This is a genomic window from Ralstonia pickettii (genome assembly GCF_030582395.1).
Classification (GTDB): domain Bacteria; phylum Pseudomonadota; class Gammaproteobacteria; order Burkholderiales; family Burkholderiaceae; genus Ralstonia; species Ralstonia pickettii_D.
In genome coordinates this window covers 21716-39703 of sequence record NZ_CP104381.1, presented here as the reverse complement: position 1 = coordinate 39703, position 17988 = coordinate 21716, and the positions used below count along the sequence as shown (strand labels likewise).

At 61.1% G+C, this 17988-nt stretch carries 5 protein-coding genes; all 5 read right to left on the bottom strand.

All coding sequences use genetic code 11. From position 1 onward, the window contains the following. Positions 1-314: 314 nt before the first annotated feature. The 5 genes from N5B55_RS00110 to N5B55_RS00090 all read right to left on the bottom strand — a co-directional run bounded on the left by N5B55_RS00110 (position 315) and on the right by N5B55_RS00090 (position 17381). On the bottom strand, positions 315-1301 hold the full coding sequence (locus N5B55_RS00110) for a hypothetical protein (RefSeq protein WP_304538761.1): 987 nt from the start codon (positions 1299-1301) through the stop codon (positions 315-317). Positions 1302-1309: 8 nt separating this feature from the next. Continuing rightward, a complete protein-coding gene (locus N5B55_RS00105; protein WP_304538760.1) occupies positions 1310-1663 on the bottom strand; it encodes a hypothetical protein in 354 nt (117 codons plus the stop codon). A gap of 36 nt (positions 1664-1699) precedes the next feature. Then, on the bottom strand, positions 1700-2383 hold the full coding sequence (locus tag N5B55_RS00100) for a hypothetical protein (RefSeq protein ID WP_304538759.1): 684 nt from the start codon (positions 2381-2383) through the stop codon (positions 1700-1702). A gap of 77 nt (positions 2384-2460) precedes the next feature. Continuing rightward, a complete protein-coding gene (locus N5B55_RS00095) occupies positions 2461-15411 on the bottom strand; it encodes a hemagglutinin repeat-containing protein (RefSeq protein WP_304538758.1) in 12951 nt (4316 codons plus the stop codon). Positions 15412-16421: 1010 nt separating this feature from the next. Then, on the bottom strand, positions 16422-17381 hold the full coding sequence (locus N5B55_RS00090) for a fimbrial protein (RefSeq protein ID WP_304538757.1): 960 nt from the start codon (positions 17379-17381) through the stop codon (positions 16422-16424). Positions 17382-17988: the final 607 nt, after the last annotated feature.

Here is a 17988-nt window from a genome sequence, read left to right as displayed (position 1 = left end):
TCCCGCAGAATGATCGGCATTGATCTTTTGTTGTATTTCATCTTCTGGTACTACCGCCGCCAAGCGAGCAGCGTTTGAGATCAAGATAGAAGGCCGCGCCAAGAAAAACATACTGCGTCATATAACAATGGTGACCCTGTAGTTGCACGTCGATGTGATCTCAAAATTCATCGACTCACTCACTTGCGGGCCGTTTAAGAGTTGCCCAACCTGGGGCGCGAGCTTCAGGTTTCAATGGGTAGCGAAACTTCCAGCTTGCGGGTGAGCTGCGTGGTGATTAGCGCCCCAGTAGCTTGGCGAGGAGGCTCACCTTCTTATCGGAGTGCGGCACCGACGGTCTGCGTACCGCCCCCCAGATCAGGCATCTCTTCTCGGCGCAGGCGCGCGATGACTGCATCGAGCAACGGATCGGAGTACATCGGCACGGGCTCGCGTAACCGAGCATAGTCGGGCCGCATCAACGGATGATCGATTGGCGGATTGTCTAGCCCGCGCTCCTGCCGAAGCCTTTGCCATGCAAGGATGACTGCAGGGAAACGCACGAGTAGCAAGTCGTTGTTGAATTCGTATCCACCGGCAGGCTTCGTGCGGTGCGTGTAGTAGTCACACAGCCACCTGACGTGGTCTTGCATCGGCGTTAGATTCGTGTCGCACCAATGGGTGACCAGATCATTCAGCACGGGTTCGCTGAGGGCCACCGGGGCTCCCTCATCGTCATCGTCGCCCCAGTCATTGAATCCCCATCCCCAATGGACCAGACAGACACGCAGGAGCCAGTGGTACAAGGGCTGCCCGAACATGCCCCCCACGTCGTAGAAGCGCTTGTGCTGATAGAGAACAAGAATTTCCTCTGCCAACAACTTGGCTTCGTCTATCCATCCTGCACACAGGCACCCAGCGAGGGACGCCATCGCTGTGCCAAAACCGGCCTGTCCCCCCGTCGTTGCGCCAACCTGCACGTAGTGGTCTAGTCGAACTCGCCAATATTGGTATGCCCAATAACGCCTAAGCTTGGGCTCCCACACTGACGCCGGTTCGTGCGAAAAAATGTCATGCGTTGCTTTTTCTAGGTCCAGAAGGCACGCAGAAAGTGCCCGCCCAACGAGGTTTGGGAGGCAAATGCGAGGCAAGCCAAGCGCCTCCAGCCGCTCCTCGAACGGCCTATTGTTGCCATGCGCATACTGCTCCATATTGGCGCGTTCATGAAGCCAGCCTTGCTCCAAGTGCTCGGAAAGATTGTCATTGCGCGCCAATAACTCGGCTTCTGATAGCCATTTTTTATACACACCAAGACGTTGCATCGGACTCCTCAATTCGATGGCGGCCAAGGACGCAAACTTGCACTCACCTGCCCGGTGGACCCGCGGCGCGGAATCTGGACCTGCATCACATTGTGGCTGATCGTATATCCCGAGGCAGGGTTCATGTAGCCCTGGATTTGCTGAGCGAGTGCCTGGGCATCGGATGAGACAGCTTGCTTATTCAGTTTCCCGTCAGCGGCATCCTGAATCCAATCGGCGAATTGCTTGGGAAGATTCCCCTGCGGCGTATTGCCCGGCAAGCCATCAAGGTTGCTCTTCACTTCAACGTGGTAGACGGTCTTGGTCTCTTTGTCCACATAGACCAAGTCAATACCGTTCCCTGACGCGTTCTGGATTGGCACAAAATCCTTACCCGTTGCATCCTTCAGCGCCTGACTCTAAATTAGGCCAAGAATTTCCTTGTATTTCGCGTTCATGGCCAAAAAATCATCGAAGCTCATTGCCGGATCATCGTTTAATACGAGATAAACTCCGCCATCAAGTTGCTCGACGTTGGGTGCTTTTCCTACCAGCCTTTTTACGACCTCGCTTGGTCCGTAACCAAGCGCTCGCTGACAAAGTTCCGAGTCCCAATATTGAGCGGCATGAAGAGTATAGATGTTGTTTCTACCGTCTACGTCGATTGCGGGATTTGCTCGAAGCTCGTTGTACCGCGCATTATTTTGCACGGCCTCCCCTTTCTCGTCGAAGGCGGAAGCCCCATCCTCAGAAGGGATGTAGCCTCCACAGTAAGCGGACTCATAAGAGTCAAAGAAAAGAGCCGCTCGATAACCGCGAAATGCGGAGATTGCGCGACACAAATCCCTGTGCAATACGTCTTTATAGTTAATTATCTTATTTGACGTCTTGAATTTATAAACTATCATCTCATCATCAACAGCTTTATCTTCAAATGCAACTCGACCGCCGCGATACTTGTATCCACCAGCGATATTAAGTCCTTTGAATTGGGGCGGCCTGATACTGTAGCCAACATAAAGCTCATCACCAAAATCAGGGAGTGATGGGATCGGTACGCCAGACAATCCCAGCGGGCCGCCGAACTGCTTGAGACCGTTCATGACGATCTCATGACGCCCTTCCGCCGTCTCGCTTTTGTTAGCCCTGTAGTAGATATACAACCTTACGTCCACGGATTTCATGGATTCCTTACTCTCACTGAGACGATATTCCCAAAGCCGTTTTCAATTATGAAATCGCGCGCCAGACTGGCTGTTTTTGTGTTCGGAAACTCATACACAACCTTATATCCTGGATTCTGTTGAAGCGCACTCCTCACCCTATCCAATGTCGAGAGGGTGGATTGCTGTGTTGCATCACTCCAAATTGCTAGCTTCGTTTTGGCATCAATCAGCAAGACCTTCGTCCCGTCTGCCGCCTCTTCGACACCATCGAACTTGACGTAGTTCACCCCGTTCGCGTTCGGGTTGTCGTAGCGCAAGGCTGGAACTGCGGGTTTCCCTGTTGCAAGGTCACTGAACGCACCATTCGTTCCGGCTTGGAAGTCTTGTGCTGCCGAACCACCTCTGGGCGTTTCTGTGACATAGATCAGCCCCTTGTTCTGTCCCCCGAGGCTTCTGGCCTCCGTCTCAGTTAGCACCAGGGTAGATGAGTTCGGCAGTAGGTCGTTCGGCAACCGAGCGTTTGCCGCGCTACCGCCAGCCGCACCGCCCTCTTCCGCCGCTCTGCCGATTGCCGTTGTACCGCGCTGTACCGCCTTTCCGGCCGCTCCTTCCAAGACGACGCTAGGTGCCACCGAATTGGTCATGATCGCGGCAGCGGTCTCAGCACTAATGATGCCAGCTTGCACCGCAGCCGTAGGGTTCGCTAGCGCGATAGAAAGCATTTCTGGAGCCAACGCCGCAAGAGCGAGACCCGCGGTGACTAGAGTAGGTCCTCCCATCAAGAGAACCGCAACAGTTGCGTTCTTGCCGGCAGCGGAGTTCAGGGCGTTTTGCGCTCGCAAGAGATCGCTAACTTGTTTGTCTGAGCACGGCTGCGTAGCACCGCAATATTTCCGAACCAGATCAACTCCGACTATGGCTGGTTTAGGCAGTGCGTGGTTGTTCTCCACCTCGATCGTTGCAGCGTTGGTGGCCGTAGCTGAGTTAAGCCCCGTGGCTCCGGCGACACCAGCAACCAAGCTCCGAACCAGGTTCTCGCGCGCCTGTTTTTCGTCCGGCGTCATGCCATCTGTCGGCCCCAGCAAACTGCCAATTACTGAGCTGGCCGCTGCTCCCATAGCGCCCGAGCCACAACTCTGGCTACTCGCCGCCGCCCCGGCGCAACCAACAATCGCGTGCAGCGCCGCACGGGCACCCTCGCTACCAAGGCTATCGGCCATCTGCTTCACCTGTTGCGTACCGAGTTCCTGCAAGTAGGCAATGGTCGCGTTCTGCGCAAGTTGGCCCATTCCGCCAGTCACATTGGCGCCTGCACCTGCTGTTAACGCAGTGATTAGCATCCGTCCAGTGCCACCCATGCCCCACGTCGCGTTGTCCTGCAGCGTCTGCGTGAGCTGTGCGATCTTGGCTTGGTCCTGCTGGTCGGCCGGCTTGGCCTTTTCGGCATCGAGCGCCTTCTGTGCCTGGGTCGATTCCGCTGCCCGGTTGTTCAGGAAGGTGTTCGTCTCACGAATGAAGGCGCCGGTGATCTCGAACCCGGTCTTGATTTCCTTTTCGTTGAAGATCGGCGCGAGCGAGCCGCTCGTATCCACATTCGTGGAGACGTTGCGGTTCACGCTGGCCACGGTCTGGTCGGCATCCTTGCCGGTCAGCGCTTGCTGCTTGGCACCGTCCGTGATGTGGATGGCGCCGCCGCTGATACCACTGACGGTTGTGCTGCTGCTGCTACCGCTTGCGCCCATCACGATCGGCGGCGCCGCGCTGAAGCCACCACTGGATGGCAGATTGGAGCCCGGCACCTTGTCGCCACCCGTGGTGGCTTGGCCTTGCTGGTTCGTCCCGACACCGCCCGCACCTGGGCTGCCGCTACCACCGCCAATCGGCATCATGCCGCCGCCACCGGTGCTGTAGCCGCCACCAATACCAACGCTGCTGGCGCTGTAGTCCGCGTGGTTGTGAATCTCGCTCGTCGTTAGCGTCGCGGTCGTCAGGCTGTTAGTACCGTCCTGGACAGCCTTGTCCGTAGAGGCCAGCACCGCACCTTTCAGATCGGTGTTGCCTTTCACGTTGACCTGGAAGCCGCCATCCCCGGCCTTGATGCCGGATTGTTCCTTCACGCTGGCGTAATCGCTGTCGATCTTCTGCTGGCTGGCGCTCACACTGCCCGAGGCGCCCATGCCCACCGTTACGCTACCGCCGATCGACTGATCCTTGCTATGGAAGGTACTCGTATCCTGGAGGCTTGCCATGTTCAGGTTGCCGCCCACATCCGCCACCACTTGCTTACCAAAGGCAACCGCGCCCTTGATATTGGTGTCGCCGCCGGATTCCAACGTGAGCTGGTTGCCAGCGTTGACGTGCGTATTGGTCCACGTCACATCGTGGCCGTTGCCGTCGCCGCGCGATGCGCTGGCATTGGCCGTTATGCCAAAGGATGCACCGCTAGAACCGACGGACACAGCAACTCCGACACCACCGCTCATGCTGCTGCTGCCGCGCTGCATGTCGGTGGTGTTCTTGGCCGCCAGCAGGTTGATGTCTCCATCAGCCTTGAGCGACGCGTTATTGCCGGCCTGGATGTCGCTACCCTGCACCGTAAGCGTGGAGTCTTTTCCGTCGCCGGTTGCACGAATGCGCACGTCGCCGCCGGCCCGCACCGTGGAGCCCGCAGCGGTTTCCGCATCCTGCGTCTGCGTGCTTTGGCTCTTGGAACCGCCCACCGTGACCGAGACGCTAAGGCCGCCAGCCGCCTTTGGATCGGCCTTTACGGCATCCATTGCATTCTTTCCCGCAAGGGCAGTGGCGCCGCCGGCCAGCAGTTTAAGGCGCGCGTCCGACGTCTGGCTTGCCGCGCTGCCCATCTGCGAAGCAGTCTGCAGCGCGGCAATCAAAGGAGCCGTCACGGCGACAGTCAAGCCAGACTGCTCAAACTTAGTCTCCTGGCTGCTGTGGCTGGTTTCCCGCGCCTCGGTGATGTCGACCTTCTTGGCCTGGATGTCGACATCGCCCTGCACGGCAATCACGTTGCTGCCGGTCTGCTGGTAGTGATTGCCAGCGGTGAGCGACACATTGCCATTGGTCGAGCCGACCGTGGACGCAACAGCGGTGGTCTGGGTGTTGCGATCATCTTCGCTTTGCTTGCGTGAGCCGATCGTGAAGCCGATGCCTCCCGAGCCCATAAGGCCGCTGGTCTTCTCTTCGCGGAAATGCGATTCGCTCGACGACGCCGTGGCGGCCGTAATATTGATGTCGCGCTTGGCTACCAACGTAGCATCGTTCGTCGCGGCGATACTGCTGCCGTTGACGTTGATGTCCCGGCCGGCCGACACAGCAAGGCTATCCGCCGAAACCGTCGAGCCGACTACGTCAGTGCGCTTGGTTGAGTCGATAGTCTTCGTCGAGGTGGACGACAGAAATCCGGAGTGTTTATCTTCTGACCAACGATCGCTCGTGTGCTGCGTATTCACCGCGCCGACTGTCACATCGCCTGTGGCGACTAGCTTTGCGGTGCCCTTATCAGTGGAGAGAGAAGAGCCAAGCACGGACACGTTGCCCGGTCCCTGGCTAGCGACCGTGGCGAGGCCATCGGCTTGCAGGACCTGATTGACGGACTGGGTCTGCCCCGCCCCGAGCGTCGCATTGTTGCCCGCCTGGATCGTGCTGCCGCTGGCCTTTTCGTCGTAGGACGACTGCTTGTACTGTGCATCGCCACCCAGCGACCCTTCGCTGTGCGTGTGCGTATTGATCGCTGCCGTCGCAGTCACATTGCCCGCCGCAGCCACCGTGGCGTTGTTACCGGCCTGGATGATCGACGAGGTGAGCGTCGCATCGCGCCCAGCCACCGCCACAACGTTCTGGCCCGCAGCTACGATGCTGCCCACGTTGGTCGTGGTCTGATCATGCGAATAGCTCAGCCCGCCGCGCGAAACCGCGTCCTGAGTCGTGCCGATTTGAACCGTGCCCAGCGTCAGATCGCGGCCTGCCACCAGGGATGCCGTGTTGCCCGCGCCTACGCTGCCGCCCAGCATGGTGATATCGCGGCCAGCCAATACGGTCGCATTGTTGGTGGCAGAGATCGTGCCGACCGAGCCGACACCGGTGGCGCCAGCGGTGTAGTTGTTCGGCCCGACCGTGTTCAGGTTCGAGATAAGCTGCGACGAATTGATGACATCACGACCGGCCACCACGCCCACATCTTGACCGGTGATGGTGCCGCCCAGGTTGTGCACATCTTGCACCGCCTGCACCAGAGTCTGACTACCATTTCCACCGAGCACGCCCTGGTTAAGGATGTTGTTGCCCAGGACTTGCGTCGCCACATCGCCCACGATGCGCCCGCTGCTGTTCACGTCGCCCGAGGCGTTCAATTGGACGGTATTGCCGGCCACCAATGCCCCAGTGGAAGCCAGATCGACCGTGTGGGCCTGCGCCAAGTAGAGCTTGGGCACCAGCACCGACTGGTGCGAGCCATCCGGCAGGGTCACATCCTGCGACACCAGCCACACCATATCGGTGGTCAATTGCGCCATCTGCGCGTCCGACAAACCGATGCCCGGCGTCAGGCTGAACGCCTTGGCATATTTCACACCCGAGTCCATGAGGGTGCGGTACTCGTCCAACTGGTCGGTTTGGCCCGCGAGGAAGACGCGGCCGGTCAACTGCGTGATCTGGTCACGTACAAGCTTTTCTTCGTAGAAACCGTCACCCAGGCGCTTTTCCGTGGTCTGCGGGTTCAGGTTCAGCGCGCTCAGCATGTAGTCGCTGGAGATGAACTTGGTGTATTGCGTGAAGCGCGGATCGGTCGCCACCAAGTATGTCGCGCTGGGCGCGGGCTGCACGTGGAAGAGCCCATTGAGGGGCAGCGTCAGGTTCGGAATGCCGCCATTGGCGGTGCCCAGCGTCTGGTAGGCGTGCGTGCTGCCCGTCGTTGCGCCAACGGCGCTGGTGGCCGTGCCGCTTACCGCAGCCGCGCTCGCGGCTCCCTTGCCGGCGCTGCCGACCGCACCGGCGGAATTGCCTGTGACCGTGCCGGCATTGGCAGCGCCGTTGCCAGCACTGGCCACCATGTCGGCAGCGCCGCCTGTCACGGTGCCAGTATTGGCGATGCCGCTGCCTGCACTGCCCACTGTGCTACCGGCGCTCCCCGCGACTGTACCGGCACCGGCAACCCCATTGCCTGCACTGCCGACCGTCGCGCCGCTCGCGCCACCTCCGGTCAGTCCGCTGCCCGTCACCGTTTGGCCCAGGCGGTCGACGGTGCTCACGTTGATGGTCTGTGCCGTGGTCTGGACGGCCTGGTTTGATGTGGCGATTGCAGGCAGCGCCGCGACCGTGGTGGATGCCACAGGCGTGGTTGGGTAGGGCACCACCTGGGTGTCCGAGCCGCCCCAAGTTTTCGCGTGCCAGAAGAAGGTCGAGGTCTCGGTCGTGCTCACGCTTTGTTGCAGCACCGTGCCCTGGTCCGTGACCGTGCCTCCTACGGCCGAGCGAATCAGGTTGCCGCCTGCGGCCATGGTGGATGACCCATTGAGAATCGAGCCACCGTTAGCGTTGACGCGTATCGCGCCTGCGGCGCGAATTCTTGCGGGATCGCTGGCCGAGATGAGTTGGTCAGTCGTCGTCGTAGTCGTCGTGGTGCGCGAGAGTTCGTGGTAATCGCGGCTGTCGATACCCAGGTCGTAACGCACTCGGACCTGATCCGGTTGAATGTTCTTGGTCGGGTCCCAGTCTGGCCGGAAGGTGATCGTGTAGGTGCTTCCGTTGTCCTGAATCGACTGATACCACTGTGCGGCGTTGGCGGTGATATTGCGCGAGAGTTGAGGGACGTTCTGCCGGCACTCGATGTCCTCTCTACCACACTGCCGAAGTGCGTCCGGATCCGGATAGCTCTCGGTAGCCGGCTTCGTTAAGGTCAGGCTCTTGGCTGTGGTGTCAAGGTTGGTGACAGTGGATTTGTCAACGGTGGCCGTGATCGGTAGCGTGTTGAAACCCGTCCAATCAACGACGCCATTCCGATACCACGTTGAGAGTGTCTGCGTGACGCTTTGCGGCGTGCCTGGCGCCGTTACTATGCTCGTGCGTGTGTTGTTGACCGCGCGAGCGGCGATGTCGATGTCGCCGCCCGCGTCGATGGTGGCTGAACGGTTGGTAAGTGTGCCGATTTGGTTGGTCAGAAGGCCGGTGGCCGGGTCGCGCGCGCCATCGCGGGCGATCTGCATGTTGCCGAAGCTGTACAACGTGGCGCCATCCAGGTTCGACACGGAATTGGTCGCGTAGACGTTCAACTGCTGCACCGCCGCCATCACCGCCGCCGCGCCCGAATTGGTAATGTCGGCTGCTTGGACCTGCACGTGGTTGCCGATCACCGTACCGGTGTTGGCGAGCGTCGCGCTCTGGGTCTGCACGCCGTTGCCCTCGATGCGGCCGGCATTGCTGATGGCGTTGCTCGCCGTGACGGACGTGTTCGCGCCGGTGATGTCGCCGGTGGCGGTATTCACCACGTTGGCGCCGCTGGCCGTGGTGTTGCCGGCGGCCCCCAGCGTGCCACTGTTCGTGAGCGTACCGGTGGCCGACACCAGCATGTCGCCATCGGCGCGCAGGTGGTTATTGGCGCCATTGGTGTAGTCGCCCGCCACCTTCAAGGTCAGATTACGGCCGGCGGTCATTTCGCCGTCACCTGACACGGCACCCTGCACGCCAACGTCGTGGTTCGCGCGCACGTTGCCGCCCGTGTTCGTCATCGACGCGACGGCCAGGCTCAGATCCTTGCCGCCCTGCATGGAACCGTTGTTGTTGGTGAGCGTCGCGCCCGTCTGGTTCAGGGTCAGGCCCTGGCCGCCGTATATCAGGCCGCCCTGGTTGTTGATCTGGGCCGTGGTGTTGAGCGTGAGCGCACCGCTGGCCACCAGCTTGGCGTTGGCCGTGTTGGTAAGCGTCTGGGAATTGAGTGTCACATCCCCAGTGCCTCCCATCGAACCACCGGCGTTGTTGATGCTGTTGGTGGCATTGATCGCAGTGGCGCCGTCCCCGGCGTTGACCAGGCGGCCGGCGGCGTTGTCCACGCGCGCGCCGGACACCGTCATGGTGCCGTGCGGGCCATTGGCCGTGATTTGGCCGCCCGCGTTACCGATTGCCCCGGATGCGGTGGCCGACAGATTGCCCTGGGTCTGCGCGGAGCCGGCCGTGTTGTCGAGTTGGCCGCCGCTGGCCAGCGTCAGGCTTGACTGGCCGTAGAGCGTCCCTTGCTTGTTTGTCAGGTCGCCCGTGGTGGAGACGGAGGCCGCGCCCAGCGCCGCCGCGCTGCCGTTCGTGTTGTCCAGCGTCGCGGATTGGGTGGTCAACGCACCGTTGGTCTGGATTTGGCCGTGGTTGGTGTTGGTCAGCGCCGCTTGCGCCGAGACTGACAGCGTGCCGGTGCCGGCGTGCTGCACCTTGCCGCCGTCGTTGTGTACGTTCCGGCCGGACAGGGTGAGGTTGTCAGCATTCACGGCAATCGTGCCGCCGGTATTGTCCAGCGAGCCGCCCGCCTTGAGCGTCGTATCCGTCCGATCGTACTGGGCAAGGATGCCGCCCCGGTTGACGAGATCGCCCGTGGTCACGATGCCGAGCTGGTTGCCCTCGATATGGCCAGAAGAGTTATCCAGCGAAGCAGCCGACAGGGAGGTGGCGTTGCCCGACAGCAAGCCGTTCTGGTTCGTTAGGGCATCTCCCACGTTGGCCGTCAACGCGCCACCAGCGCGCGCGCTACCGCTGCTGTTATCAAACGATTGCGTAGTCAGCGTTTCATTGCCTTTGGCGGTCAGCGTACCGTGGTTCTGCAAAGTCCCTGCGGACACGGCCAGATCGCCGTTGCCGCCGATGACGCCACGGCCCGCCGTACTGGCCGGGTTGGCGTTGAGCAGCGCTTGCTGCACAGCCACCGTGGTGGCGCCGTCGCCGACGTTCACCACGCGGCCCGAGGTATTGTCCAGCGAGTTCGCCGAAACGGACAGCGAACCATGGGCGCTGCTGGCTTCGATGTTGCCGCCGACATTGGTCAAGGCCCCGCCGGCTTGCACTTGCGAATTGCCGCCCGCGTGCAGGGTTCCATTGGTGTTGTTCAGCGCCACCGTGGTGAAAACGGTCTCGGTTCCCTGTGCGGCGATGAGACCGCTGGTGTTGTCGATCGACTGCGCATGTGTCGACAGCGCGCCATTGGTCTGCACCTGGCCGCCGACATTGGAGAGCGCGCCATTGCTGTCCATCGTAAGGGTGCCAGCGCCCGCGTGCTGCAGCTTGCCGCCGTCATTGGTGATCGCGTTGGCGTTGATCGACAGGTTGTGCGCGTTGGCGGCAATCGAGCCATTAATGTTATCCAGCGTCCCGCCCACCTTCAGATCCGTGTCGGTCTGGCTGTACTGGGCAAGTGTGCCGCCCCGGTTGACGAGGTCGCCGGTGGTGGACAAGCTCAATTGGTTGCCTTCGAGCTTGCCGGCAGTGTTGTCGAGCGTCGCCGCATTGATGGTTGTCGTACCGGACGACAGCGAGCCCTGGTGATTGACGAGCGCCCCGGCGACATTGGCGGTCAGCGCACCGTTCGCCGCTGCGCTGCCATTGCTGTTGTCGAACGATTGCGTAGTCAGCGTTTCGTTGCCCTTGGCGGTCAGCGCGCCATGGTTCTGCAAGGACCCGGCCGTCACGTCGAGATCGCCGTTGCCGCCGATGAAGCCACGGCCGGCGGTGTTGTTGGAGCTAGCGTTGACCAGCGCTTGCTGCACCGCCACTGTGGTGGTTCCATCGCCCACGTTCACCACACGGCCGCTGGTGTTATCGAGCGAGGCAGCGGATACCGACAAGGTGCCGTGCGCTGCATCCGCTTCGATGTTGCCTCCGACGTTCGTCAATGCGCCACCAGCCCGCACTCGGGAGCTGCCGCCCGCGTGCAAAGTGCCGTTCGTGTTATTCAGCGCCCCTGTGCTAGAGACGGTTTCCGCACCGTGCGCGGCGATGAGGCCACTGGTGTTGTCGAGGGCGGCGCTCTGTATCGACAGCGCGCCGTTGGTCTGTACTTGGCCACCAACATTGGAGAACGCCGCGTTGCTCGCTACGGTGATGGCACCAGTGCCTGCGTGTTGCAACTTGCCGCTGTCGTTGGTGATCGCGTTGGCGCTGACGGCGAGATTCTGAGCGTTTGCAGCGATCGTTCCGTTCGTGTTGTCGAGCGTCCCGCCAACCTTGAGCGTGGTGTCGACCTGGCTGTACTGGTTGATCGACCCGCCACGGTTCACCAGATTGCCGGTGGTCGTAAGCGCAAGTTGATTGCCTTCGATCTTGCCGGCGGTGTTGTCAGTCGCACCCGCCGTCAACGTGGTGCTGTTTGCGGACAGCGTGCCACTGGCGTTATTGAGGGCGCCGGCAATCGTCGCTGTGAGGGTACCACTCGCCAACGTGCTGCCGTTGCTGTTATCGAACGATTGCGCCGTCAGCACCTGATCACCCTTGGCGCTCAGCGTACCGTGATTCTGGAGGGCGCCGGCCGTAACGCCCAACGCACCGTTGCTACCGATCAGGCCCTGCCCGGAGGCATTCGTCGGATTGGCGTTCAGGAGCGTTTGCTGTACGGAAATCGCGGCAGCACCATCGCCGACATTCACGATACGGCCTGAGGTGTTATCCAGCGTACGTGCGGAGACCGACAAGGTGCTGTGCACGCCGTTGGCTTCAATATCGCCGCCGACATTTGTCAACGCATCGCCGGCCTCCACCTTGAGCGCGTCGCCCGAGCGCATCGTCCCATTGGTGTTGTTCAGCGCTCCTTGCGTCGTGACTGTCTGGGCGCCTTGTGCGGCAAGGAGACCGCTACTGTTGTCTAACGAAGCGGCCGCCGCCGACAAGATGCCGTTCGTCTGCACCTGACCCGCGACATTACTCAGGGTGCCTTGGCTGTCCAGCGTGAAGGTGCCTGTACCGGCATGCAAGAGCTTGCCGCCGTCATTGGTCATCGCCTGGGCGCTCACCGACAGGTTCAGCGCGTTGGCGGCAATCAATCCGTTGGTACTGTCGAGCGTTCCGCCGACCTTGATATTCGTGTCAGCTTGGCTGTACTGGTTGATCGACCCGCCTCGGTTCACCAGATTGCCGGTGGTCGTCAGCGCAAGTTGATTACCTTCAATCTTGCCCGTCGTGTTGTCGACCGAAGCTGCGGTCAGCGTCGTGCTGTTTGCTGAGAGCGTACCTTGGTTGTTGTTGACGATACCGGCAATCGTTGCCGAGAGTGCGCCACTGGCCAGTGCCGTGCCGTTGCTGTTGTCGAACGATTGTGCGTTCAGCGTCTGGTCACCCTTGGCGCTGAGCGTGCCGTGATTTTGCAGGGCTCCTGCCGTGATATTGAGGGCGCCGTTCCCACCAATCAGGCCTTGCCCTGGGACGTTCGTCGGATTGGCGTTGAGCAAGGTCTGCTGCACCGCCACTGTGGTCACACCATCCCCGACGTTCACCACGCGGCCGGAGGTGTTGTCCAGCGACGCCGACGATACGGACAACGTGCTGTGCGCACTGTTGGCCTCGACATTGCCCCCGACATTCGTGAGCGCCCCACCGGCTTGCACCTTGAGCGAATCACCCGCATGCACCGTACCGTTCGTGTTGTTCAATGCCCCTGCAACGGTCAATGTCTGTGCGCCTTGCGCGATCACCGATCCACTGGTGTTGTCCACCGAGCCCGCCTTAGCCGACAACGTGCCATTGGTGCGCACCTGGCCGCCTACGTTGGACAGCGCACCGGTGGTGGTCACTGAGAACGCGCCCGAGCCAGCGTGCTGCAACTTGCCGCCATCATTGGTCAGCGCCTGCGCGTTGACCGTCAGGTTCTGCGCATTGGCTGCAATCGTGCCGCCCGTGTTGTCCAAGGCCCCGCCGACCTGCAGCGTGGTGTCGGCCTGGCTGACCTGGTTGATCGCACCGTTTCGGTTGCTGAGGTTGCCCGTCGTGGTGAGGCCGAGCTGGTTGCCTTCGATCGTTCCTGCCGAGTTGTCGATCGACCCTGCGGACACGTTGGTCGTATCGGCCGACAGCGTGCCATGCTGGTTGTTCACGGCGCCTGTCACATTGGCTGCGAGTGTGCGGCCGGCCTTCACGCTGCCGTTGCTGTTGTCGAGCGTAGCAGCGTTGAGCGCGGCATCGGTTGCCGCGCTGATCTGACCACGGTTCGTCAGCGTTTGCGCGGTGATGGTGGCTGCGCCGTTGCCGCCAATCACGCCGCCCTGCGCGCCATCGGCCGTTGTGCCGGCCGCATTGGTAATCGACGTGGCGGCATTGACCGTGAGGCCATCTGCGTTGAGAGAAACGAGACGGCCAGCGGTGTTGTCAATCGTGGAACCGGAAACCGCAAGTGCGCCTGCGGCTTGAACCGTACCCTGGGTGTTGTTTACCGCACCGGTGGACTGCACGCCCAGGGCGGCCTGGCTGACGATCTGCCCACCGGCATTGGACACGCTGCCGGCTGTGACCTGCACGGGGCCATTGCCGCTCAAGCGGCCGGCATCGTTGACGAAGGCCCCTGCTGCGTTGGCATTCACAGCGCCACCCGCATGGGTCGATGCGCCGGTCAGATCGACATTGCCGGAAGAATTGAGCGCCAGATTGCCGTTCACCGAGGTCTGGCTGCGTGCCAAGCTCACGCCTGCGCCTTGGAATGTCGCATTACCGCCGGCCGCATTGGTGCCTGTGGCAGACAGAGCGCCAGTTGTGGTGACCTTCAAGTCAGCGGCTTGCGCGACAGCGCCGCTTTGCGCAACGCCGGCGCCCAGGCTGCCGGTGGAGTTCACGGCGCCCGCGTCGACGGACAGGCCTTGCTGCGAGGCGAGCGCACCGGCGTTGGTCAACGTTCCATCGGTGGACAGCGAGACAGGGCCGCTACCGTAGGTCGCACCCGAGTTCGTCACATCGCCGCGCGCGCTGGCGTTGAGGTTGCCTGTGGCACTGGTCGTGCCCGCCAGAATCAACTGGCCCCCAGACGTGAGCGTCAAATCGCCGGCCTGCGCGGCCGTCACACCCTTTAGGGACACGCCGACGCCATTCTCAGTCGACGCGAGCAGAATCTTGTTCGCGTACATACCGCCCAGCGCGCTGACATCGATGCCGACGGACGGTGCGCCGCCATCGCCGGCGATGGGTGTGGCGGCCAGCGTATTGCGGTCGACCTGGTTGGCGCCCGCAATCACATTCAATTGGTTTGCATAGACCGCCGCATTGGCCTGTACGGCGCGGGCGATCAAGTCCACCTGGTCGACATTGGCCGCGTTCAGGCCCCCGCCCTGGATGGTGATTTGTCCGCCCGTGACGCGATATGCGTCCAGGCTGCCGCTGCCCCCGAAAACGGGAATCCCAGTGGTTAGGGTGGCCCGGCTCGTGTTAATAAAGCCGCCCCCGCTTACCGTGATGCCATTCGGGTTGGCGATGACCACCTCCGCGCGCTGCCCGGCCACCTCGGTGTAGCCCTGGATGGTCGTCGGCGACGTGCTGGTGACCTGATTGACGATGATGCGAGCGCTGCCGCCAGGCAACAGGTTCGGGTTACCGTTGATATAGCCCGCCTGCTGGGTCTGCGTAATGGTCGAACTGTTGTTGAGGATGTTCCCGGCCGCAGGTACGTTGAACTGCGAGTACGTATTGAGCGAGACCCCGCTTCCGTTCGGGCGGGCGATGTTCACCTGCTGCAAACCGTTTGCCGTCTGCACAACTTGTGCGCCCGAGCCTGGAGCGGCCACCACCTGCGCATGCACGGCCGCAGGCACACCCAACGCGCACCAGGCCCCAAAGACCACTGGCAGCACAGTAAAGCGAGCCACCGAAACGGCCACACCAACTGCGCCCTGAGCACATGCGCCCGCGTTGCGCCCCTTACCGGTACTCGAGGCCGTTTCCTCCACGGCAACCAGCATGCCCCGAACGGCGTTGAATACAGTCCGATAACACTTTGCGTTCATGATGTTTCTCTACTGGCAATGGAGACGGCAAGTGCCTGCTGGCGACCGGGCGCGATCGCAAACAGGCGAGGAAAGGCGACGACAGGCAGGCCGCTCGCACCGGAGCGGCAAGATCGTTTCACTTCAGGGAAGAGGCAGGTCAGCGTATGCGCCGACGAAAGACACGCCGAGCGGATGTCCAGCGCCTTGAAGACACACAGCGGCGCGCCTGAGATGTCGTCTCATGCGAAAGCACTCCCTGCCCCGTCTGAAATGGAACAACCCCGACGGCCTCACTCGACTGACGGAGGGAGTGCCTTTTGCTGTTTGCGCGGATGATAATCGAAAGGACCGCCTCGAAGATTAACAACCGTGAACTCGATGCAAATGCGCGACGTTCAAGGATATTTACATCTGAATTCGGCGATATTGAATTCAGATTAATTGAGACTTGGCAGCGCGATTTCGGCAATGGCATTGGTGAAGACGTCATCCGAGCGCGGGGAATTCGCGCTTGGACCACCTCGGGCCGGCCGCCCTTACCAATTCCGTACGCTCCCACCCCGCGACTTGGGGATGGCGGCGGGGTTGCCTGCCGCCTACTGTCGTCGTGCGCGCTCTGCGCGACCACAGGGAGGGATGCATGAAGCGAGTGATTGCACTGCTGACCATACTGACCGCCGCATGGGCGCATGCTAGCGACAGCGTAAAGCCGGTGAGCCCGGGCACGAAGTCAGGGACATCAACCTCGGGAAACAAGTCCGGTGGTGGCGCCGATTCCGGGGGGCGCACATCTGGTGGCGGCACAGACGGCGGTGGCAAAGCGCATGACCCCGCCACGCGGGTGGACATCTCCGGAAATCGCCCGGAACGTCCTGGCGGCTACAACAGCAAAGGTGAAAGCCTCGAGCGGCCAAAGGACAACGCTGGCCCCATCCGATCGGGCGGAGGCGGCGGCCCTGCGCTTGGGCCTAAGCCTAAGGAAACCAAGGACGGAAGCTGACAGCCGAACGCATCCGCCCCGCCGCTCGTCACTGATACTCCATCAGCACCGACATGGCGCCATTCACAGTGCCGGGCGTGACGTTGGCTTCGGTCTGAACGTATGACACCCGCATCGGGATCGAGAACGAACCGCCGGTTTCGCTGTTGTAATAAGCGATTCTGGTCGGCGTATCGAATACAACAGCCGCCCCTGCACTGTCAGTTACCCTGATCCTCACGCCTTTGGCGGTCGATTGGGCGGAAAGCGGCAATACTCCCGCTGACATCTCAACGTTGTCGCCCATCGGTTTGAGCCTGTAGAAAATCCTGTTGTATCCCTTTGGGCAGTTGTTAATGCTGATCCGGAAGCTGCGCTCGGCAGCCGTTGTCCCAATGCCGGCCAAGGTTCTTGCCCGGGTGGGTTGCAGTTCCACGGTCTGACTTGGCACTGAGCAGGTTCCTTCGATTTTGGTCAGCCTCGTGCTAAGGCGGATGTAGTTATCGATCCTGCTGGATCCCGACGTTGTCTTTGTGAAAAACCAGAACTGAATTGGATCGGTGGTTGTTCCGTTGCCCAACTCTGGGGAACCGTCCCTCAGCAGTTGAATTTCGATCGGCGAAGAAAATTTTATGGACGGTTGATTTTCATCCAGCCTTGTCTGTGGTTCCCCATTGACGAGGACTTGCATCCGCAAGCCTTTGATTTCTGTGATGACGGTCGGTCCGTTTGATACCAAGCCCGGTACGTCACTCGAGGCGACATGAACATAGCTAATAGGACGGAAATTCACCAACCTGCATGTGCCCTCGTCACATAACGCTTGAGGCGTCAAATAGGCTCTCGCCACAACGGTATTAGCCGCAACATCCCGGGGCAGTGAGAGTGCGGTAGGGAAAGGGCGGAAGTCTGCGCCAAAAGCGGACGTGGCCGCAGTCAAGCCCAGCGTCGTTGCTACTGCCCGTTTCACCATGCGCATGGCTTTCAGACCCAGCCGGTGCATCTTCATTAGTCTCTCCTCCATATGCTCGGCAGTTTTGGAACCGCGTGCCTGGCGCATCGACCTATTGCACGGTCCTTCCACCGAAATTAGGTACACGTTTCAGTCGTTGGGGGATACCCAGGATGCGCCCGGTTATCGCAAACGCAGCGCTACGCAGGATGGTGCGATAACGGCTGGGCACATGGAGGTTGATTGTGTGTATCGAGGTTTGTTGGCGGTATCAGACCAATCCTAAGACCGTAAGCGCCGGGTGAAGAATCCGCGCGGTCTGGTTTGACGCTGTAGCAACCCAGACAGCCCGCAAACGGCAGGGATACTGCGAGGCATCTATGGGTCTCGTCAGGAAGAACGCCATGGCAACTATTCGAGTCTGCGCATGCTGCGGCCAATCCTTCATCCCACGCTCGCAAGTTCCGAATCAGACTTACTGCTCCATGCCGGCCTGCCAACGAGCGCGGCGACAGCGTTGGCAGCACGAGAAGATGGCGAACGATCCGGACTACCGCGAAAACCAAAAACGCAGTCAACGCGCTTGGCATGAGCGGCATCCGGACTACTGGCAGCAGTACCGGAACGCCGCAGCTAAAGGCGGGGAAACTAAGGACACGCACAA

Excerpts from the sequence above, each read along its gene's own strand:
- N5B55_RS00100 (WP_304538759.1), bottom strand. The coding sequence starts at position 2,383 with ATGAACGGTCTCAAGCAGTTCGGCGGCCCGCTGGGATTGTCTGGCGTA.
- N5B55_RS00095 (WP_304538758.1), bottom strand. The coding sequence starts at position 15,411 with ATGAACGCAAAGTGTTATCGGACTGTATTCAACGCCGTTCGGGGCATG.
- N5B55_RS00110 (WP_304538761.1), bottom strand. The coding sequence starts at position 1,301 with ATGCAACGTCTTGGTGTGTATAAAAAATGGCTATCAGAAGCCGAGTTA.
- N5B55_RS00090 (WP_304538757.1), bottom strand. The coding sequence starts at position 17,381 with ATGAAGATGCACCGGCTGGGTCTGAAAGCCATGCGCATGGTGAAACGG.